Here is an 18,630-nt window from a genome sequence, read left to right as displayed (position 1 = left end):
CCAAGGAGGAGACACTCCTTGATCAGAACTCCTATTTTCACTTTATGTTCTTACAGGCTTTGTATCTTAGACAGGAGTAGAGATGAGTATTCGAGTAATTATTGCCGGTTTTAAGGGAAAGATGGGCCAAGCTGCTTGTCAGATGGTCTTGGCTGATCCAGACTTGGACTTGGTCGCAGTTTTGGATCCGTTTGAGTCTGAGTCAGAATGGCAGGGAATTCCTGTTTTCAATGATAAGGCTGACTTGGCTGGTTTTGAAGCGGATGTCTGGGTGGATTTTACTACACCAGCCGTTGCCTACGAAAATACACGCTTTGCTCTTGAAAATGGCTTTGCTCCTGTCGTAGGAACAACAGGATTCACTAGTGAAGAAATTACTGAACTAAAAGCATTTTCCCGTGAACAAGATTTGGGTGGTTTGATTGCTCCTAACTTTGCCTTGGGCGCGGTCTTACTTATGCAATTTGCGTCCCAGGCTGCCAAATATTTCCCAAATGTGGAGATTATCGAGCTCCATCATGACAAGAAAAAAGATGCTCCGAGTGGAACAGCCATTAAAACAGCTGAGTTGATGGCAGAAGTTCGAGAGTCTATCCAACAAGGTGCGCCTGATGAGGAAGAATTGATTGCTGGTGCCCGTGGTGCTGATTTTGATGGCATGCGGATCCACTCAGTTCGTTTGCCAGGCTTAATAGCTCATCAAGAAGTCATCTTTGGCAATCAGGGAGAAGGATTGACCATCCGTCATGACTCCTATGATCGCAGCTCCTTCATGACAGGGGTCAATTTGGGAATCAAAGAAGTTGTCAAGCGTCATGAGCTTGTCTATGGATTAGAACACTTATTATGAGATTAACGCAAATGCCTTCTGAATTTCAGAAGGCTTTACCAGTATTAGAAAAAATTAAAGAAGCAGGCTTTGAAGCCTATTTTGTTGGAGGCTCTGTTCGAGATGCCCTCCTCAATCGTCCCATCCACGATGTGGATATCGCGACATCATCCTATCCAGAGGAGACAAAGCAGATTTTTCCGCGAACAGCTGATATCGGAATCGAGCACGGAACTGTCTTAGTTTTAGATGGGGACGAGGAGTATGAGGTAACCACCTTTCGGACCGAAGATGTCTATGTGGACTATCGCAGACCCAGTGCGGTTTCCTTTGTGCGTTCGCTAGAAGAAGACCTCAAGCGCCGTGATTTCACAGTTAATGCCTTTGCCTTGGATGAGACAGGCGAAATCATTGACTTGTTCCATGGTTTAGAAGATTTGGAAAACCAAGTCTTGCGAGCAGTTGGAGTAGCTAGTGAGCGTTTTAACGAAGATGCTCTGCGAATTATGCGAGGTTTCCGTTTTCAGGCCAGTCTCGGTTTTAAACTTGAGTCAGAAACTTTTGAGGCGATGAAGACTTTGACGCCGCTTTTGGAGAAAATTTCTGTAGAGCGCACCTTCGTTGAGTTTGATAAACTCTTGCGGGCACCTTTTTGGCGAGTGGGTCTGTCTTCCATGATTGAGAGTCGAGCTTATGACTATCTTCCAGACATGGCAGGAAGCCGGGACAAGCTCAACAAACTGTTTGATTTGGAGAATGATTTCACTTTTGAATCTTCTGAACAAGCTTGGGCAGCTCTATTGTGGGCCTTGGAGATTAAAGATGCACAGCCATTTTTGAAACATTGGAAGACCTCACGCCAGTTTGCCAAGCAGGTTCAGGATTTGCTGACTATTATGGCTTTGCGAGAAGAAGGTGAGCTGAGCAAGCGCGATTGTTACCGATTTGACTTGGATTCCCTTCTACAAGCTGAAAGTCTTCGTCAGGCCCAAGGAAAAGCAGTTAATCCACAAGCTATTACAGAAACTTACCAGAGTTTGACCATTCATGATAAGAAAGAAATCCAGATTAACGGTGGAATTTTGATTAAGGAATATGGTTACCAGCCAGGACCAGACTTGGGAGAGATTTTAACAGAGATTGAGTTTGCCATTGTCGATGGAGAATTGGAAAATGATCGTCAAGCAATCCATGCTTACCTGAGGGAGAAAAAATGAGTGATTTTATCGTTGAAAAACTAAGAAAATCCGTCGGTGACAAGACCGTTTTTAAGGATATTTCTTTTATCATCCATGACTTGGACAGAATCGGTCTGATAGGTGTCAATGGGACTGGTAAGACCACCCTTTTAGACGTCCTTTCTGGTGTTTCTGGCTTTGATGGGGATGTCAGTCCTTTTTCAGCTAAGAATGACTACAAGATTGGCTACTTGACACAGGATCCTGATTTTGATGATAACAAGACGGTCTTGGATACGGTTCTCTCCAGCGACCTCAAGGAAATCCAGTTGATTCGTGAGTATGAGTTAATCATGCTCAACTACAGTGAGGACAAGCAGGCTCGTTTGGAACGGGTTATGGCAGAGATGGATTCTCTTCAAGCCTGGGAAATTGAAAGCCAGGTCAAGACGGTCCTCAGCAAACTAGGTATTCAGGACTTGTCCACTCCAGTTGGGGAGCTGTCAGGTGGTCTGAGAAGACGGGTTCAGTTGGCGCAAGTTCTCCTAGGAAACCACGACCTCTTGCTTCTGGACGAGCCGACCAACCATCTGGACATTGCGACCATTGAGTGGCTAACCCTCTTTTTGAAAAATTCCAAGAAGACCGTTCTCTTTATCACCCACGATCGCTATTTCCTAGATGCACTATCAACGCGGATTTTCGAGTTGGACCGCGCAGGCTTGACCGAGTATCAGGGAAATTACCAGGACTATGTCCGCCTAAAAGCGGAACAAGATGAGCGTGACGCAGCTCTTCTCCACAAAAAAGAACAACTTTATAAGCAAGAACTGGCCTGGATGCGCAGACAACCACAGGCACGTGCGACCAAGCAACAAGCCCGTATCAATCGTTTCCATGACTTGAAAAAGGAAGTTTCAGGTGGCGTTGCTGATACAGACTTGACCATGAACTTTGAAACCAGTCGGATTGGGAAGAAAGTCATCGAGTTTCAGGATGTTTCCTTTGCCTATGAAAACAAGCCAATTTTGCAAGATTTTAATCTCTTGGTGCAAGCCAAAGACCGTATCGGAATCGTTGGGGACAACGGTGTCGGGAAGTCAACTCTGCTTAATCTCATCGCAGGAAGTCTTGAGCCGACAGCAGGACAAGTTGTGATTGGGGAAACAGTTCGCATCGCCTATTTCTCTCAACAAATTGAAGGTTTGGATGAAAGCAAGCGCGTTATCAATTACCTGCAGGAAGTGGCAGAAGAAGTTAAGACCAGTGGTGGTTCTACGACTTCCATTGCAGAGTTGCTAGAGCAGTTCCTCTTCCCACGTTCGACGCATGGAACCTTGATTGAGAAATTGTCTGGTGGAGAGAAAAAACGCCTTTATCTCCTCAAATTGCTCTTGGAAAAACCAAATGTTCTTCTCTTGGATGAGCCGACAAATGACCTAGATATTGCGACCTTAACAGTCTTAGAGAATTTCTTGCAAGGTTTTGCAGGCCCTGTCTTGACAGTTAGCCATGACCGCTATTTCCTGGATAAGGTAGCGACCAAGATTCTCGCTTTTGAGGATGGCAAGATTCGTCCTTTCTTTGGTCATTACACCGACTACCTTGATGAAAAAAACTTTGAAACTGATATGGCCAATCAAGTTCAAAAGGCCGAAAAGGAAAAAGTAGTCAAGGTCCGTGAAGACAAGAAACGCATGACCTACCAAGAAAAGCAGGAGTGGGCAAGCATTGAAGGCGATATTGAAACATTGGAAGGTCGTATCGCTGCTATTGAAGAAGAGATGCAGGCAAACGGCTCTGACTTTGGCAAACTAGCGACCCTTCAGAAAGAGCTAGACGAGAAGAATGAAGCCTTGCTGGAAAAATATGAACGCTATGAATATTTAAGTGACTTTGATAGTTAGGTGAATAGAAAAATCCTGTTATTACGACAGGATTTTTCTATTCTTCTTTTTTAGTCTCTTGATGAAAGATATTTTGCCAAGTTTCGTGACGGCGCCAGATACTAGTGTGGATGATTCCGTCCATCTCATAGCATATGAGTTTGGTTTTCTGACTAATGGAGGTAATCTGAATGTCCTTAATTGCAGCTTTAAGTTCTTTTTCAGCCTTATAGGCCTCTTTATCCATCTGCTCTCCATCTTGACGGATATAGATAAAGTCCTCAGCAAGGAGTTCTTCTAGTTGGTTTCCTTGGTCAATCAATTGCTCGCGCATGAGTAGTTTTTTGTAGACATTGTCTAAAATTTCGTCTTCAGGTATAGGAGCAGGTTCGATATGGACATCGGTGTCAAATACTCCAAAACGCTCTTCTAGCATGGATTCGACCTGGTTTGCAATTTCGTGACTTTCATAGACTGATAAATCAGGATTCATCTCCAGCGTGATATCAAGGTAGATATTGCTACCATAGGTACGCCCTCTTTGGGACTTGACCTTACTAATCTTTGGAATCTCCATGATGGCCTTTTGGTAGTCTTCTAGTAGCCGGTCATCAAAACCATCTGAAAGACTGAAGGACGATTCGATAAAGATATCATAGGCTGTCTTTAAGATAAAGAAAGTGATGATGATAGCGACTAATTTATCCACAATCGGATAATTAAAACTGCTGGCTAGGATAGCAATGGAAGTACCAAGCGAGGTGACTGCATCGGAAAGATTATCTTTAGCTGCTGCCTTTAGAGCTTTGGATTTGGATTTCTTACTGAGGCGTGTGTTATAGAGATAAACGACAAACATAACCGCTGCAGAAATGATTCCTAGGAATGCTCCTAGAGGATCAATAATCGTTTGTTCCCGACTGAGAATTTTTTGAATGGTGTCCCGAAGAACATCAAAGCCAACGTAGAACATGATGATGGAAGTAATCAAACTAGCCAAATCTTCAATCTTCCAGTGACCAAAACGATGGTCACGGTCTGCAGGCTGGCGCGCCATCCGAATGCCAATCAGAAGAGCAACATTTCCGATAATATCGGATACGTTATTGAAACCATCCGCTACCAAACTGGATGAATGAAGTAGATGACCAGTTGCTAATTTTGCCGCAGACAAGAGTAAGTAGGTCGAGATACTGACAATGGCACCACGCTCAGCTAACTTGAGATTTGACATGGATTGATTCATTGGACTTCCTTTTCAGTATAAGTAATATTCTTTCATTATACTGGTTTTTGCGGGAAAATTCAAATTTAGTCCTCCTTCATCGAATTTTAATGATTGAAAACTTTTCAAATTTTGATATAATAGTACTACTCAAGGGAGTAGCTGGCAGAAACCTGTGATAGTGTCGTCATTCCGAATTGTATACTGAAAAGTATGTTTTCCGGCACTATCTTAAACAGCGAGACTTGTTATGATTAACAGGTCTCTTTTTGTTTGTCATAAAACTAAAAGAGAACTTGTTTTGCACACAATGTCAAGGAGGAGACACATGTCAAAAGAACAAAAACGCCAAGCGTTTTATACTCAAAGTCCTGAAGAGGTCTTGAAGTCAGTTGAAGCAACTGAGCAAGGCCTCTCGTCTAGCGAAGCGCAGAAACGCCTAGTTGAATATGGACGCAATGAACTGGAAGAGGGTGAGAAAAAATCTCTCTTGGTTAAATTCATCGAACAGTTTAAGGATTTGATGATTATCATCCTAATTGCTGCAGCTATCTTATCAGTCATAACTTCTGGTGGGGAAGATATTGCAGATGCCATCATTATCCTAGCCGTGGTTATCATCAATGCTGCCTTTGGTGTTTACCAAGAAGGAAAAGCAGAAGAAGCCATCGAAGCTCTCAAGTCTATGTCTAGTCCAGCTGCTCGCGTTATTCGTGATGGACACATGGCAGAGATTGATTCCAAAGAATTGGTGCCAGGAGATATCGTTGCCCTTGAAGCTGGTGATGTAGTGCCAGCAGACCTACGTTTGCTAGAAGCCAACTCTCTTAAAATCGAAGAAGCAGCTTTGACAGGTGAGTCTGTTCCTGTTGAAAAAGACTTGACAGTCGAGCTCGCTGCAGATGCTGGTATTGGTGACCGTGTCAATATGGCTTTCCAGAACTCAAACGTGACCTATGGTCGAGGTCTTGGTGTTGTTGTCAATACAGGTATGTACACTGAAGTTGGTCATATTGCTGGCATGCTTCAAGATGCGGATGAGACGGACACGCCACTCAAACAAAACTTGAACGACCTTTCTAAGGTTTTGACCTATGCAATTTTGGTCATTGCCCTTGTTACTTTTGTAGTTGGAGTCTTCATTCAAGGCAAAGATCCACTTGGTGAGTTGATGACATCTGTTGCGCTTGCTGTTGCAGCCATCCCAGAAGGGCTTCCTGCTATCGTGACCATCGTTCTTGCCCTTGGTACTCAAGTTTTGGCAAAACGAAACTCTATCGTTCGTAAGTTGCCAGCAGTTGAAACGCTTGGTTCGACTGAGATCATCGCTTCTGATAAGACTGGTACGCTTACCATGAACAAGATGACAGTCGAAAAAGTCTTCTATGATGCAGTCCTACATAACTCAGCTGATGACATTGAACTAGGTCTTGAAATGCCACTACTTCGTTCAGTTGTCTTGGCCAACGATACCAAGATTGATGCTGAAGGAAACCTGATCGGGGATCCAACGGAAACAGCCTTCATCCAGTATGCCTTGGACAAGGGTTACGATGTTAAAGGGTTCTTAGAGAAATATCCTCGTGTAGCTGAATTGCCGTTTGACTCTGACCGTAAGCTCATGTCAACGGTTCACCCATTGCCAGATGGTAAATTCCTCGTGGCAGTCAAAGGGGCTCCAGATCAACTCTTGAAACGTTGTGTTGCTCGTGATAAGGCGGGAGATGTTGCTTCGATTGATGAGAAAGTCACTGAATTAATTCATACAAACAACTCTGAAATGGCTCACCAAGCTCTGCGTGTTCTTGCGGGTGCTTATAAGATTATTGACAGTATTCCAGAAAACCTCATTTCTGAAGAGCTTGAAAACAACTTGATCTTTACTGGTTTAATTGGGATGATTGACCCTGAACGTGCCGAAGCGGCAGAAGCCGTTCGTGTGGCTAAGGAAGCGGGAATCCGTCCAATCATGATCACTGGTGACCACCAAGACACAGCAGAAGCTATTGCCAAACGTTTGGGAATTATCGACGAAAATGACTCGGAAGACCATGTCTTGACTGGGGCGGAACTCAATGAACTGTCAGATGAAGAATTTGAAAAAGTCGTTGGTCAATACTCTGTTTACGCGCGTGTATCTCCAGAACACAAGGTTCGTATTGTCAAGGCTTGGCAACACCAAGGTAAGGTCGTTGCCATGACAGGTGATGGTGTTAATGATGCGCCAGCTTTGAAAACAGCCGATATCGGTATCGGTATGGGGATCACTGGTACAGAGGTTTCTAAGGGTGCATCTGACATGATTCTTGCGGATGATAACTTTGCGACCATCATCGTTGCAGTTGAAGAAGGACGTAAGGTCTTCTCAAACATTCAAAAGACCATTCAGTACCTACTTTCTGCCAATACAGCTGAAGTATTAACCATCTTCTTATCAACCTTGTTTGGTTGGGATGTCTTACAGCCAGTTCATCTCTTGTGGATTAACTTGGTAACGGATACCTTCCCAGCTATCGCTCTCGGTGTTGAGCCAGCTGAGCCAGGTGTAATGACCCATAAACCACGTGGACGTAAGTCAAGCTTCTTCTCAGGTGGGGTCATGAGTTCCATTATCTATCAAGGTCTCCTTCAAGGTGCCCTCGTCTTGACTGTTTATGGTCTTGCCCTTCTTTACCCAGTTCATGTGGGTGACAATCAAGCTATCCACGCTGATGCCCTCACCATGGCCTTTGCAACACTTGGTTTGATCCAGCTCTTCCATGCCTACAATGTAAAATCTGTTTACCAATCCATTTTGACTGTTGGCCCATTTAAATCTAAAACTTTCAACTGGTCAATCTTGGTTTCATTTATTTTACTAGCATCAACTATTGTTATCGACCCATTAGAAAGCATCTTCCACGTAACCAAACTAGACTTGTCACAATGGGCCATTGTTCTGGCTGGAAGCTTCTCAATGATACTTATTGTTGAAATCGTTAAGTTTGTTCAACGTAAACTTGGTTTTGATAAGAACGCGATTTAAAAAGAAAGTCATCTTCGGATGGCTTTCTTTTGCATTTGAGGGAAAGGACTAGAAGTCGCTTCCTTTTGTGCTATAATAAAGTAAAGTAGCAAGGAGCGTAAGAGAATGGAAAAGAAAATTGTCCGAGACGTCTTATTCCTGTCGCAAGTTTCGAAACCTGCAAGGCAGGAAGACATTTATCTAGCTAGAGATTTACAGGATACTCTGCTGGCCAATCGCGAGACCTGTGTCGGTCTAGCGGCTAATATGATTGGCGTGCAGAAGCGCGTGATTATCTTTAATCTTGGCTTGGTTCCCATAGTCATGTTTAATCCCGTTCTCCTTTCCTTTGAGGATCCTTACGAGACAGAGGAAGGGTGTTTGTCCTTGACTGGGGTGCGACCAACAACTCGTTATGAAACGATTACGGTTTCCTATCGCGATAGCAAATGGCAGGAGCAGACCATTACACTGACAGGTTTTCCAGCTCAGATCTGTCAACATGAACTGGATCATTTGGAAGGACGAATTATTTAGGAGGAATTCAGATGAAACGTATACTCTTTGAACTTGTTTTTATCGCAACGACTTGGTATATCTTTTTGCCGCCACTTAATCTTACTAGCTGGGAATTTATCTTTTTCCTATGTGGACATTTGGTGGTGATGGGGATTTTGTTTAGTTTTCGAAGGGATACCAATCTTCTCAAGACGGTTCATGTACGTCATGGCAAGCCTGCCAACGAACTCAATCTAGAAGGGCTTCATTTTAATAAATTAGGTGGAGGATTGTTGTTGGCTGCAGGCCTTATCTTTGCCCTTGCTGGTCTGGTAAGTCTAGTGACCTCTAGCTTTTTCCAAGCAAAAAATTATGCTAATGTGGTGTCCATTACGGAAAAAGACTTTAAAGATTTTCCTAGGAGTGATACCAGTAAGGTTCCAATTCTAGATCGGAGCACTGCAGAGAAGATTGGAGACCGTTATCTAGGCTCTCTGACGGATAAGGTCTCCCAGTACGTGGCAGCAGATACCTACACTCAGCTGACGGTTGATGGCAAACCCTATCGGGTGACACCTTTGGAGTATGCCGACCCGATCAAATGGTTTAATAATCAGTCCAAGGGAATTGGCGAGTATATCAAGGTTGATATGGTGACAGGGAACGCTGAATTGGTAGACTTGAAAACACCGATGAAGTATTCAGACTCCGAGTATTTTAATCGTGATGTCAAACGTCATCTTCGAATCAAGTACCCAACCAAGATTTTTAAAACGCCATCCTTTGAGGTGGATGATGAAGGCAATCCTTTCTATGTAGCAACCGTTTATCAAAAACAGTTTGGTCTAGGAGTCCCTCGCCCTTCGTCTGTTATTATCTTAGACGCCACCAATGGAGAAACCAAGGAATACAGCTTGGATGAAGTACCAGAATGGGTGGATCGTGTCTATCCAGCAGAAGAAACCATCGAACAAATCAACTACAACGGTAAGTATAAAGACGGTTTCTGGAATGCCTTGATTTCTAAGAAAAATGTTACCCAAACGACGGAGGGCTATAACTATCTTTCTATCGGAAATGATATTTATCTTTACACGGGGGTGACTTCTGCAAACGCTGATGAAAGTAATCTAGGGTTTATCCTTGAAAATATGCGCACTGGTGAAATCACCAAGTACAATCTAGCATCAGCAACCGAAGAATCTGCCCGAGCTTCCGCAGAAGGAGCAGTTCAAGAGAAGGCCTACAAGGCTACCTTCCCTATCCTTGTCAATCTCAATGACAAACCACTCTATATCATGGGCTTGAAGGACAATGCAGGCTTGGTCAAGGAGTATGCATTGGTCGATGCCGTGGAGTACCAAAACGTTATCGTAGCAACTACGGTAGATGAACTCCTCAGCAAGTATGCCAATAAAAACGACCTCGAGCTGGATAATGAAACGGTAGAAAACATCAAGGGTATCGTCTCAGACCTTAAATCAGCTGTCATCAAAGGTGATACTGTCTACTTCTTCAAAATTGATGGCAAGATTTATAAGGTCAAGGCTTCCGTGTCAGACGACCTTCCTTACCTCGAAAATGGCCAAACCTTCGAAGGTCAAGTTGGAAAAGATAACTATCTCAAGACCTTTAAAGTCAAGTAAAAGAAACCTTGGTATTAACCAAGGTTTTTCAGATGAAATTCTTGGTCGTGATTGAAAAATATGCTACACTAACAATATGAAAATTTTAATCCCAACAGCCAAAGAAATGAACACAAACCTTCCTCTTGTCGAAGCGCTCCCCTTGAGTGAAGAAAGTCAGGCAGTCCTTGACTCACTGGCGCACTACTCAGCTAGTGAATTGGAAAGCTTTTATAAGGTATCTGCCGAGAAAGCAGAAGAAGAGTACGCTCATATTCAAGCTCTAAAAGATCAGAGCGCTAAGAATTATCCAGCCTTGAAACTTTTTGATGGTCTCATGTATCGCCACATCAAACGAGATGAGTTGACCGATACTGAACAAACCTATCTTGAAAATCATGTTTTAATTACATCAGCTTTGTATGGCGTAGTTCCAGCCCTATCTCCAATGGCTCCTCACCGTTTGGACTTTTTGATGAAGTTAAAAGTAGCTGGTAAGACTTTAAAGAGTCATTGGAAGTCAGCCTATGATGAGGCACTACAGGATGAGGACTTGATATTTTCTCTCTTGTCATCAGAGTTTGAAACTGTATTTTCTAAGGAAATCAGAGAAAAGATGGTGACCTTCAAATTTATGGAGGACAAGGCTGGTCAGCTGAAGATTCACTCAACCATTTCCAAGAAAGCGCGTGGGGCTTTTTTGACAGCCTTGATAGAAGGGCAAGTTCAAACAGTCGAACAAGCTCGTAAGCTCAGCTTCGCCGGTTTTGACTACCGAACTGATTTATCAAGTGATTTAGAACTCGTCTTTGTGAAACAAGCATAAAACCAGCTCATTCGAGCTGGTTTTTGCTTGATTAGTTGATGGCTGCAAGAAGGTCGTCAGCTTGTTTAGCAAGTGATGAAGCAGTTGCTTCTTCTAACACCAATTTTCCGTCTGCCCAAGCAGAGTCATTGACACGAGCAGCTGTAAAGTCACCAACGACTTGTGTACGGATAAATGGCAAGAGGTCTTTGTAAATCGCAAAGAGTTGATCGTGACCGGCATTGGCTACAGATGAGACAGTAACAAACTTATCTTGGAGGGCAGAAGCACCACGTGTATCAGACAAATCAATGGCACGAGAGAGCCAGTCAAGCAAGTTCTTAACTGTTCCAGGGATAGAGAAGTTGTAGACTGGAGAGAAGATCCAGATAGCATCCGCAGCAAGGACTGCTTCACGAGCAGCAGCTACAGCTGGATGAGTTGGAACTTCCAAATCTTGGCTGAAGAGAGGAACAGCTGAGTAATCAAGATAGCTAACTTCTGCTTTTCCAGCAAGTGCTTTTTCAGCTTCAAGGGCCATTTGGTGGTTGAAAGAACCTTGGCGAAGTGAACCGACGATAAATAGTACTTTTTTAGACATGATGTGTCTCCTTTAGTTTAAAATTCAAAGAGCGAGCCCTTTTGTCACCATCTATGTTACAACAAATGATACTAATTAGCAATAATTTTGCTCACAAATTTTTAAATTTTTTTAAAATGCGGATTAAGTCTTCCTTTTCGCCATCTTCCAAGATGCTGAGTGCTTCTACGATAGAATCGATATGGTCAGGAAGAACCTCTTCGATTTTTCTGCGTCCTGCAGGTGTTAATTTCAGGAAAAAGGAGCGACGATCCTTGGGGTCGCAAGTTCTAGAAATCCATCCATCTCGAACCATATTTCGAATGACAACAGTCATGTTTCCAGAAGTGGCTAGCATTTTTTCAATCAAATCCTGAATGCGTAGTTCCCCCTTGCTATAGAGGGTTTCCAAAACTGAAAATTGGGTGGGTGTTAGCCCGTGTTCTTTGGCAGCATTTGCTTCATATGGTTTAAAAGTTCGTATGGCTTTATTGAAGACGATAGCCGTTTTTAAGTCTAGTTGATTATCGGAAATTTTCTCTTTCAAATATTGTTTCATAAGGCTATTTTATCAATAATGAGAGAGAAAAACAAGAACTTATATTTTATAGGAAAAGAATCTTAGAATGTTCCTGTCTTCACTTGTAATAAAGAAGGAGAGATGGTAAAATAGACGAGTGAAACTAAGACAGAAAAAAGCAAAAAACAAGCTACTTTTACAGTATGGAATCGGCATTGCTTTGGTAGTACTAGTCATGACGACTTCCTTCCTTTATCTGATATCACTCAGCATGAAACCCTATCAAGATGCTAGAGTTGAGGGAGAAAAACTAGCCAAGCAGTATGCAGAATTGGAACAGGCAGACCAGGTTGATTTTTATAATGGGCTAGAAGGTTATTACAGCGTTTTGGGGCATAATAAAAAGCAAGAGGCCATTGCCGTACTGATTGAAAAGAATGACCATAAGATTTATGTTTATCAGCTTGATAAGGGGATTTCTCAAGACAAGGCAGCGACGATTTCGAGAGAAAAAGGAGCTAGCGACATTGACAAGATCACCTTTGGTCGTTATCAGGACAAGCCGATTTGGGAAGTTAAGTCAGGAAACCAGTACTATCTGGTCGACTTTGAAACAGGAGCAGTGATCCAATAAGGAGGGCATATGAAACTATCCAAACGTGTACTAGAAATGGAAGAAAGCGTCACTCTAGCCAGTGATGCAAGAGCCAAAGCATTAAAAGCTCAGGGAAAGGATGTTCTTTTCTTAACCTTGGGACAGCCTGATTTTCATACTCCTGAAAACATTCAGGAGGCAGCGGTAGAAGCGATTCGAGATGGACGTGCTTCCTTCTATACAGTTGCTTCAGGCCTACCAGAGTTAAAAGCGGCGGTTAATACCTATTTTGAACGCTACTATGGGTATTCCGTAGCGGCTAACGAGGTTACCTTTGCCACTGGTGCTAAGTTCTCTCTCTACACCTTCTTTATGGCTGTGGTCAATCCAGGTGATGAGGTCATCATCCCTACACCATACTGGGTCAGCTATGGAGATCAAGTCAAAATGGCAGAAGGAGTGCCAGTCTTTGTCCAGGCCAAAGAAGACAATCACTTTAAAGTAACAGTGGAGCAGCTAGAAGCAGTCCGAACAGATAAGACCAAGGTCTTAGTTCTCAATTCGCCATCGAATCCGACTGGTATGATTTACTCTCGTGAGGAACTCATGGCTATCGGAAATTGGGCTGTTGAACATGATGTCCTTATCCTAGCAGATGATATTTACGGTCGTCTGGTTTATAACGGGAACGAATTTGTTCCAATCTCTAGTCTGTCAGAAGCCATTCGCAAGCAAACCATCGTGATTAACGGTGTATCTAAGGCTTATGCCATGACTGGTTGGCGGGTAGGTTATGCTGTGGGAAATCCTGAAATTATCGCTGCCATGAGCAAATTGACAGGACAAACGACTTCAAATCTGACAGCCGTATCGCAATATGCTACCATTGAAGCCCTAACCGGACCGCAAGACTCTGTTGAAACCATGCGCCAAGCCTTTGAAGAACGTTTGAATACCATTTATCCACTCTTGTGCCAAGTGCCAGGATTTGAAGTTGTCAAGCCACAAGGAGCCTTCTATCTCTTCCCAAATGTTAAAAAAGCGATGGAGATGAAGGGTTATACCGATGTGACAGAGTTTACAACAGCTATCCTCGAAGAAGTCGGTCTGGCTTTGATTACAGGAGCAGGATTTGGGGCGCCAGAAAATGTTCGTCTCAGTTATGCAACTGACTTGGACACCTTGAAAGAAGCCATTCGCCGTTTGCATCAGTTTATGGAAAAATAAAACATAGAATCTTCGCCTTTTTAGCGAAGATTTTTTGTAACGAAAATCTCGCGAATTTTCTCTGGTCGAACCTAGCTATCGCAGTCTATTTATGGTAAAATAGTGGGTAATGATGTCTTCGGACAAGTTAAACGAAAAAAGGAAGATAGATTATGACAAAACGTGTAACAATTATCGCTGTAAAAGACTACGTTGGTCAAGAAGTGACCATCGGAGCCTGGGTTGCCAACAAATCAGGAAAAGGGAAAATTGTTTTTTTGCAATTGCGTGACGGAACAGCCTTTTTCCAAGGAGTCGCCTTCAAACCAAACTTCATTGAAAAATTTGGTGAAGAGGTAGGTCTTGAAAAATTTGAAACGATCAAACACTTGAGCCAAGAAACGTCTGTTTATGTGACAGGGATTGTCAAAGAAGACGAACGTTCTAAGTTTGGCTATGAGTTGGATATTACAGACATCGAAGTGATCGGTGAATCTCAAGACTACCCAATCACACCAAAAGAACACGGAACAGACTTCTTAATGGACAACCGTCATTTGTGGCTACGCTCTCGTAAGCAAGTGGCTGTGATGCAAATCCGTAACGCTATCATTTATGCAACTTATGAGTTCTTTGATAAGAACGGCTTCATGAAGTTTGATAGCCCAATTCTTTCAGGAAATGCGGCAGAAGATTCAACTGAACTCTTTGAAACAGACTACTTTGGAACACCAGCCTACTTGAGCCAATCAGGTCAGCTTTACCTAGAAGCAGGGGCTATGGCTCTTGGCCGTGTCTTTGACTTTGGTCCAGTATTCCGTGCTGAAAAATCAAAAACACGCCGTCACTTGACTGAGTTTTGGATGATGGATGCTGAGTACTCCTACCTGACACACGATGAATCACTTGACTTGCAAGAAGCTTACGTAAAAGCCCTTCTTCAAGGTGTACTTGACCGTGCTCCCCAAGCCTTGGAAACTTTGGAACGTGATACAGATCTTTTGAAACGCTACATTGCAGAGCCCTTTAAACGCATCACTTACGATCAAGCCATTGACCTCTTGCAAGAGCATGAGAATGATGAAGATGCTGACTATGAGCATTTGGAGCATGGAGATGACTTTGGTTCACCACATGAAACCTGGATTTCAAACCACTTTGGTGTACCAACCTTTGTCATGAACTACCCAGCAGCTATCAAGGCCTTCTACATGAAACCAGTTCCTGGAAATCCAGAGCGCGTGCTTTGTGCAGACTTGCTTGCCCCAGAAGGTTACGGAGAAATCATCGGTGGTTCTATGCGTGAGGAAGACTATGATGCCCTTGTCGCTAAGATGGAAGAACTTGGTATGGATCGTACAGAGTATGAATTCTACCTTGACCTTCGTAAATACGGTACAGTTCCACACGGAGGATTTGGTATCGGTATCGAGCGTATGGTAACCTTCGCAGCTGGAACCAAACACATCCGTGAAGCCATTCCATTCCCACGTATGTTGCATCGTATCAAACCATAAACTAGTAAAAAGAAGATATTTTCATCTTCTTTTTTCACTTTTATCTTGCTATCTATCAGTTTTTCTAGTATAATAGTTTATTGTGAGCAAACCTCACTTACCCCTTGCAAAGACTAGGGGTCATTAGACCAAAAGGAGGAACATATCAATGGCTAAATACGAAATTCTTTATATCATTCGTCCAAACATTGAAGAAGAAGCGAAAAACGCTTTGGTAGCACGTTTTGACTCTATCTTGACTGACAACGGTGCAACTGTTGTTGAATCAAAATCATGGGAAAAACGTCGTCTTGCATACGAAATCCAAGATTTCCGTGAAGGACTTTACCACATCGTTAACGTTGAAGCAAACGACGACGCAGCTCTTAAAGAGTTTGACCGTCTTTCAAAAATCAACACTGACATTCTTCGTCACATGATCGTCAAACTTGACGCGTAAGAAGGTAAATTATGATTAACAATGTTGTACTTGTAGGGCGTATGACACGTGACGCTGAGTTGCGTTATACCCCATCAAATGTAGCAGTTGCGACTTTTACTCTTGCAGTAAACCGTACATTTAAGAGTCAAAATGGCGAACGTGAGGCTGATTTCATCAATGTCGTTATGTGGCGCCAACAGGCTGAAAATCTTGCTAACTGGGCTAAAAAAGGCTCTCTTATCGGGATCACAGGTCGTATCCAGACTCGTAGTTACGATAACCAGCAAGGACAACGTGTTTACGTAACAGAAGTCGTGGCGGATAATTTCCAAATGTTGGAAAGCCGTGGAGTGCGTGAAGGACATTCAGGTGGCGCTTATTCTGCACCAACTGCTGGTCAATCAGCACCTGCAAACCCAGTACCAGACTTTTCACGTTCTGAAAATCCATTTGGAGCAACAAATCCATTGGACATTTCAGATGATGATTTACCATTCTAATGGACAATTAATACTATAAAGGAGAAAAAACATGGCTCAACAACGTCGTGGCGGATTCAAACGCCGTAAAAAAGTTGATTACATCGCAGCAAACAAAATTGAATATGTTGATTACAAAGATACTGAGCTTCTTAGCCGTTTCGTTTCAGAACGTGGGAAAATCCTTCCTCGTCGTGTAACAGGAACTTCAGCTAAAAACCAACGTAAAGTAACAACAGCTATCAAACGCGCTCGCGTAATGGCTTTGATGCCTTTCGTAAACGAAGATTAAAGAAAAGACCCGGGTGGGTCTTTTTTTCACGAGCTTTGAAACGAGGGAGCGAGTTGGGTCCAGTGGACCTCTTTTTCATGAGCTAGGAAACAAGAAAGCGAATTAAGACCATTACGGGTCTTTTTTTACGAGCATGGAAATGAGAGAGCGAAAAAAACCGGCACTGCACTCTGTACTGGGACAAGAGAAAACCCCTCTTATGCGACCAGTTTTCTGTACTCTACAGGAGACTGGTCATTTAATTTCTGTTGAATTCTAGTTTCATTATAAATAGGATGTAATTTTTGACAATATCTGTTATACTATCTTTGGTTAAGTTTCTCCACTTATGGAGATAGAAGGTTTCAGACTTGAGAACAAAATGGAATCATTCGATATAGGCATTAGCTGCTGGCGTTCCTTTACGGGACATGGAGCGGGTGATGCCTTTTTCAGTACAAGCCTGATAGTATGCTTTGGAGGTGTAGACAGACCCCCTGATTACTGTGTAAGAGTGTCCTTTGAGGTAATTCGAGTTGATGAAGCGTGTCAAGCACAAAATCCGTATCCTGGCAATCTGAGATGGTATAAGCCACAATTTCACGATTATAGAGTTCCATGATAGAGGATAGATAGAGCCTACAGTTGCCAAAGTAGAGGTAGGAGATGTCCGTTACCAGCTTCTCCATAGGCTTGTCTGCCTGAAAATCACGATCCAACTTATTGTTTGTTACATGGTAAGGCTTTCCTAATTCAGTCCCCTTCATGATACGATAGATTTTCTTGCGATTTACGACGAGGTTATAAACTTTCTTGAGCAAGCGAGTGATGGTTCGATAGCCGTAAATAAAGTGATTTTCCATACAGAGTTTTTCGATTTTATCTGCTATTTCGTCTCTTTTTTGAGAATTCTTACGCTCCTGTTTCCAGCGATAAAAGGTTGAGCGTTTGACGCTGAAATACTCTAAAATAAGAGATACAGGGTAGGTTTTCTGATACTCTTCCACTAGCTTGATAAGACTTACTTTGTCGATTCTCTTACCAAGATCAGATACTTTTTTAGTAATTCTACCTGCAAACGTAACTGTTCGACTTCAGATAACTGTTTCATCCCTTTACCGTAAGTATATTGTTTCCCCACAGGTTGGTAGAAACGGTACAATTCATCATTCTGATACCATCTCCACCAAGTCTTCACCTGACTGACATTTTTAATACCGAGGGTATCCATGATAACCTTATTTGATTTACCTATCTTCTTCATTTCGATACAGGCTAACTTAGTTTCTACTGAATAGGCTTTTTTGACCATAACAAAACACTCCTGTTTCTAGTTTACCAGATTTCAACAGGAGTGTTTTTCTTGTGTCTCATTTTACGGGGGTAGTGCCGATTTTCTAGTAAAATAGAATTGAACGAACTAGTTACGAAAGGAAATCTTATGAGCTACCATCATTTTACCATAGATGAGCGTGAGAGTATTCTCATTTACCGTATGCAAGGCCTAAATTTTTCTCAAATTGCTAAGTTGCTTCATCGTCATCCGTCTAGTATTAGTTGCGAGTGGAAACGACATACAAAATCAGGAAGTTATTCTCCCAATCAAGCACAGGAATCTTACCATATTGCTAAATCACACTGTGGGCGGAAACGGATGCTTGAAGTAGACCATAATTTGAGTAATACCATCAAACATCTATTTCTCGATTATCAATGGTATCCTTAAGAAATAGAAGGTCGGTTACGATTAGAGTATGGAAAAGCTGTTATTAGTTATCAAACAATCTATAGAGCCATCTATCGCGGTCACTTTGACAACAGGCTTTCACATGGTGCTCGTGGTGTCCTTCGCAAGCTCCGCCATCGTGGGAAAACACGTCATACAAAAGGTTATGTCGAAAAAGAGGGCGAATTTCTATTTCTCATACCATTCACGAAAAACCCGAAGAAGCAAACAAGCGAGCTAGGGTCGGTGATTGGGAAGCAGATAC

General features: G+C 42.7%; 16 protein-coding genes and 2 pseudogenes. 14 read left to right on the top strand and 4 right to left on the bottom strand.

The window, feature by feature from the left end:
- The first annotated feature begins 82 nt into the window (after positions 1-82).
- Genes dapB through M1F56_RS04950 form a run of 3 tightly spaced genes read left to right on the top strand, consistent with a single transcriptional unit; the run spans position 83 to position 3,914 of the window.
- Complete coding sequence (gene dapB / locus M1F56_RS04960; RefSeq protein ID WP_000027880.1) at positions 83-850, top strand: 4-hydroxy-tetrahydrodipicolinate reductase; 768 nt, start codon at positions 83-85, stop codon at positions 848-850.
- Entirely contained in the window at positions 847-2,046 is a 1,200-nt protein-coding gene (locus M1F56_RS04955) for a CCA tRNA nucleotidyltransferase (protein ID WP_247917047.1), read from the top strand. The genes dapB and M1F56_RS04955 overlap by 4 nt, the downstream gene beginning before the upstream one ends.
- Complete coding sequence (locus M1F56_RS04950) at positions 2,043-3,914, top strand: ABC-F family ATP-binding cassette domain-containing protein (RefSeq protein WP_247917046.1); 1,872 nt, start codon at positions 2,043-2,045, stop codon at positions 3,912-3,914. Before M1F56_RS04955 ends, M1F56_RS04950 begins: the two co-directional genes overlap by 4 nt.
- 37 nt (positions 3,915-3,951) lie before the next feature.
- Here M1F56_RS04950 and mntE read toward each other — a convergent pair whose 3' ends face one another.
- Positions 3,952-5,139, bottom strand: a complete 1,188-nt coding sequence (gene mntE / locus M1F56_RS04945) for a cation diffusion facilitator family transporter (RefSeq protein ID WP_247917045.1) — start codon at positions 5,137-5,139, stop codon at positions 3,952-3,954.
- A gap of 307 nt (positions 5,140-5,446) precedes the next feature.
- Between mntE and M1F56_RS04940 the strand changes: the two genes are divergently transcribed.
- From M1F56_RS04940 to yaaA, 4 genes are all read left to right on the top strand, one after another.
- Positions 5,447-8,143 (top strand): cation-translocating P-type ATPase, encoded by a 2,697-nt coding sequence (locus tag M1F56_RS04940; RefSeq protein WP_247917044.1) that lies wholly within the window; start codon positions 5,447-5,449, stop codon positions 8,141-8,143.
- A 105-nt stretch (positions 8,144-8,248) separates the two neighbouring features.
- The gene (locus M1F56_RS04935; RefSeq protein ID WP_084852437.1) at positions 8,249-8,659 is read left to right on the top strand and encodes a peptide deformylase; all 411 of its coding nucleotides are present in this window, start codon (positions 8,249-8,251) and stop codon (positions 8,657-8,659) included.
- An 11-nt stretch (positions 8,660-8,670) separates the two neighbouring features.
- Entirely contained in the window at positions 8,671-10,266 is a 1,596-nt protein-coding gene (locus M1F56_RS04930) for a hypothetical protein (protein ID WP_247917043.1), read from the top strand.
- A 76-nt stretch (positions 10,267-10,342) separates the two neighbouring features.
- Positions 10,343-11,071, top strand: a complete 729-nt coding sequence (yaaA, locus tag M1F56_RS04925) for a peroxide stress protein YaaA (protein ID WP_247917042.1) — start codon at positions 10,343-10,345, stop codon at positions 11,069-11,071.
- 31 nt (positions 11,072-11,102) lie between these two features.
- Here the strand turns inward: yaaA and M1F56_RS04920 are convergent, their stop codons facing one another.
- Positions 11,103-11,651, bottom strand: coding sequence for an NADPH-dependent FMN reductase (locus M1F56_RS04920; RefSeq protein WP_084874367.1), 549 nt, complete (start codon positions 11,649-11,651; stop codon positions 11,103-11,105).
- A 91-nt stretch (positions 11,652-11,742) separates the two neighbouring features.
- A complete protein-coding gene (locus M1F56_RS04915) occupies positions 11,743-12,189 on the bottom strand; it encodes a MarR family winged helix-turn-helix transcriptional regulator (protein WP_084944944.1) in 447 nt (148 codons plus the stop codon).
- Positions 12,190-12,307: 118 nt separating this feature from the next.
- Between M1F56_RS04915 and M1F56_RS04910 the strand changes: the two genes are divergently transcribed.
- From M1F56_RS04910 to rpsR, 6 genes are all read left to right on the top strand, one after another.
- Positions 12,308-12,784: a DUF5590 domain-containing protein gene (locus M1F56_RS04910; protein WP_000776858.1), complete on the top strand. Its 477-nt coding sequence runs from the start codon at positions 12,308-12,310 to the stop codon at positions 12,782-12,784.
- 9 nt (positions 12,785-12,793) lie between these two features.
- Positions 12,794-13,972 carry a pyridoxal phosphate-dependent aminotransferase gene (locus tag M1F56_RS04905; protein WP_247917041.1) on the top strand — a complete coding sequence of 393 codons (1,179 nt, stop codon included), beginning with the start codon at positions 12,794-12,796 and terminating at the stop codon, positions 13,970-13,972.
- A 152-nt stretch (positions 13,973-14,124) separates the two neighbouring features.
- The gene (gene asnS, locus M1F56_RS04900) at positions 14,125-15,468 is read left to right on the top strand and encodes an asparagine--tRNA ligase (RefSeq protein WP_282184684.1); all 1,344 of its coding nucleotides are present in this window, start codon (positions 14,125-14,127) and stop codon (positions 15,466-15,468) included.
- Between the two features lie 148 nt (positions 15,469-15,616).
- Positions 15,617-15,907: a 30S ribosomal protein S6 gene (gene rpsF / locus M1F56_RS04895; protein WP_049505311.1), complete on the top strand. Its 291-nt coding sequence runs from the start codon at positions 15,617-15,619 to the stop codon at positions 15,905-15,907.
- Positions 15,908-15,918: 11 nt separating this feature from the next.
- Entirely contained in the window at positions 15,919-16,389 is a 471-nt protein-coding gene (gene ssbA / locus M1F56_RS04890; RefSeq protein ID WP_000609592.1) for a single-stranded DNA-binding protein SsbA, read from the top strand.
- Between the two features lie 31 nt (positions 16,390-16,420).
- On the top strand, positions 16,421-16,660 hold the full coding sequence (gene rpsR / locus M1F56_RS04885; protein WP_000068664.1) for a 30S ribosomal protein S18: 240 nt from the start codon (positions 16,421-16,423) through the stop codon (positions 16,658-16,660).
- Positions 16,661-16,857: 197 nt separating this feature from the next.
- On the opposite strand, the pseudogene M1F56_RS04880 reads toward rpsR, so the two are convergent.
- A pseudogene (locus M1F56_RS04880) lies at positions 16,858-17,951 on the bottom strand (IS3 family transposase).
- A gap of 129 nt (positions 17,952-18,080) precedes the next feature.
- On the opposite strand from M1F56_RS04880, the pseudogene M1F56_RS09775 reads away from it, so the two are divergent.
- Positions 18,081-18,630: pseudogene (locus M1F56_RS09775) on the top strand (IS30 family transposase); the annotation flags it as partial.

The organism is Streptococcus oralis (assembly GCF_023109005.1).
Classification (GTDB): domain Bacteria; phylum Bacillota; class Bacilli; order Lactobacillales; family Streptococcaceae; genus Streptococcus; species Streptococcus oralis_BU.
This window is presented reverse-complemented; position numbering and strand designations above follow the sequence as displayed.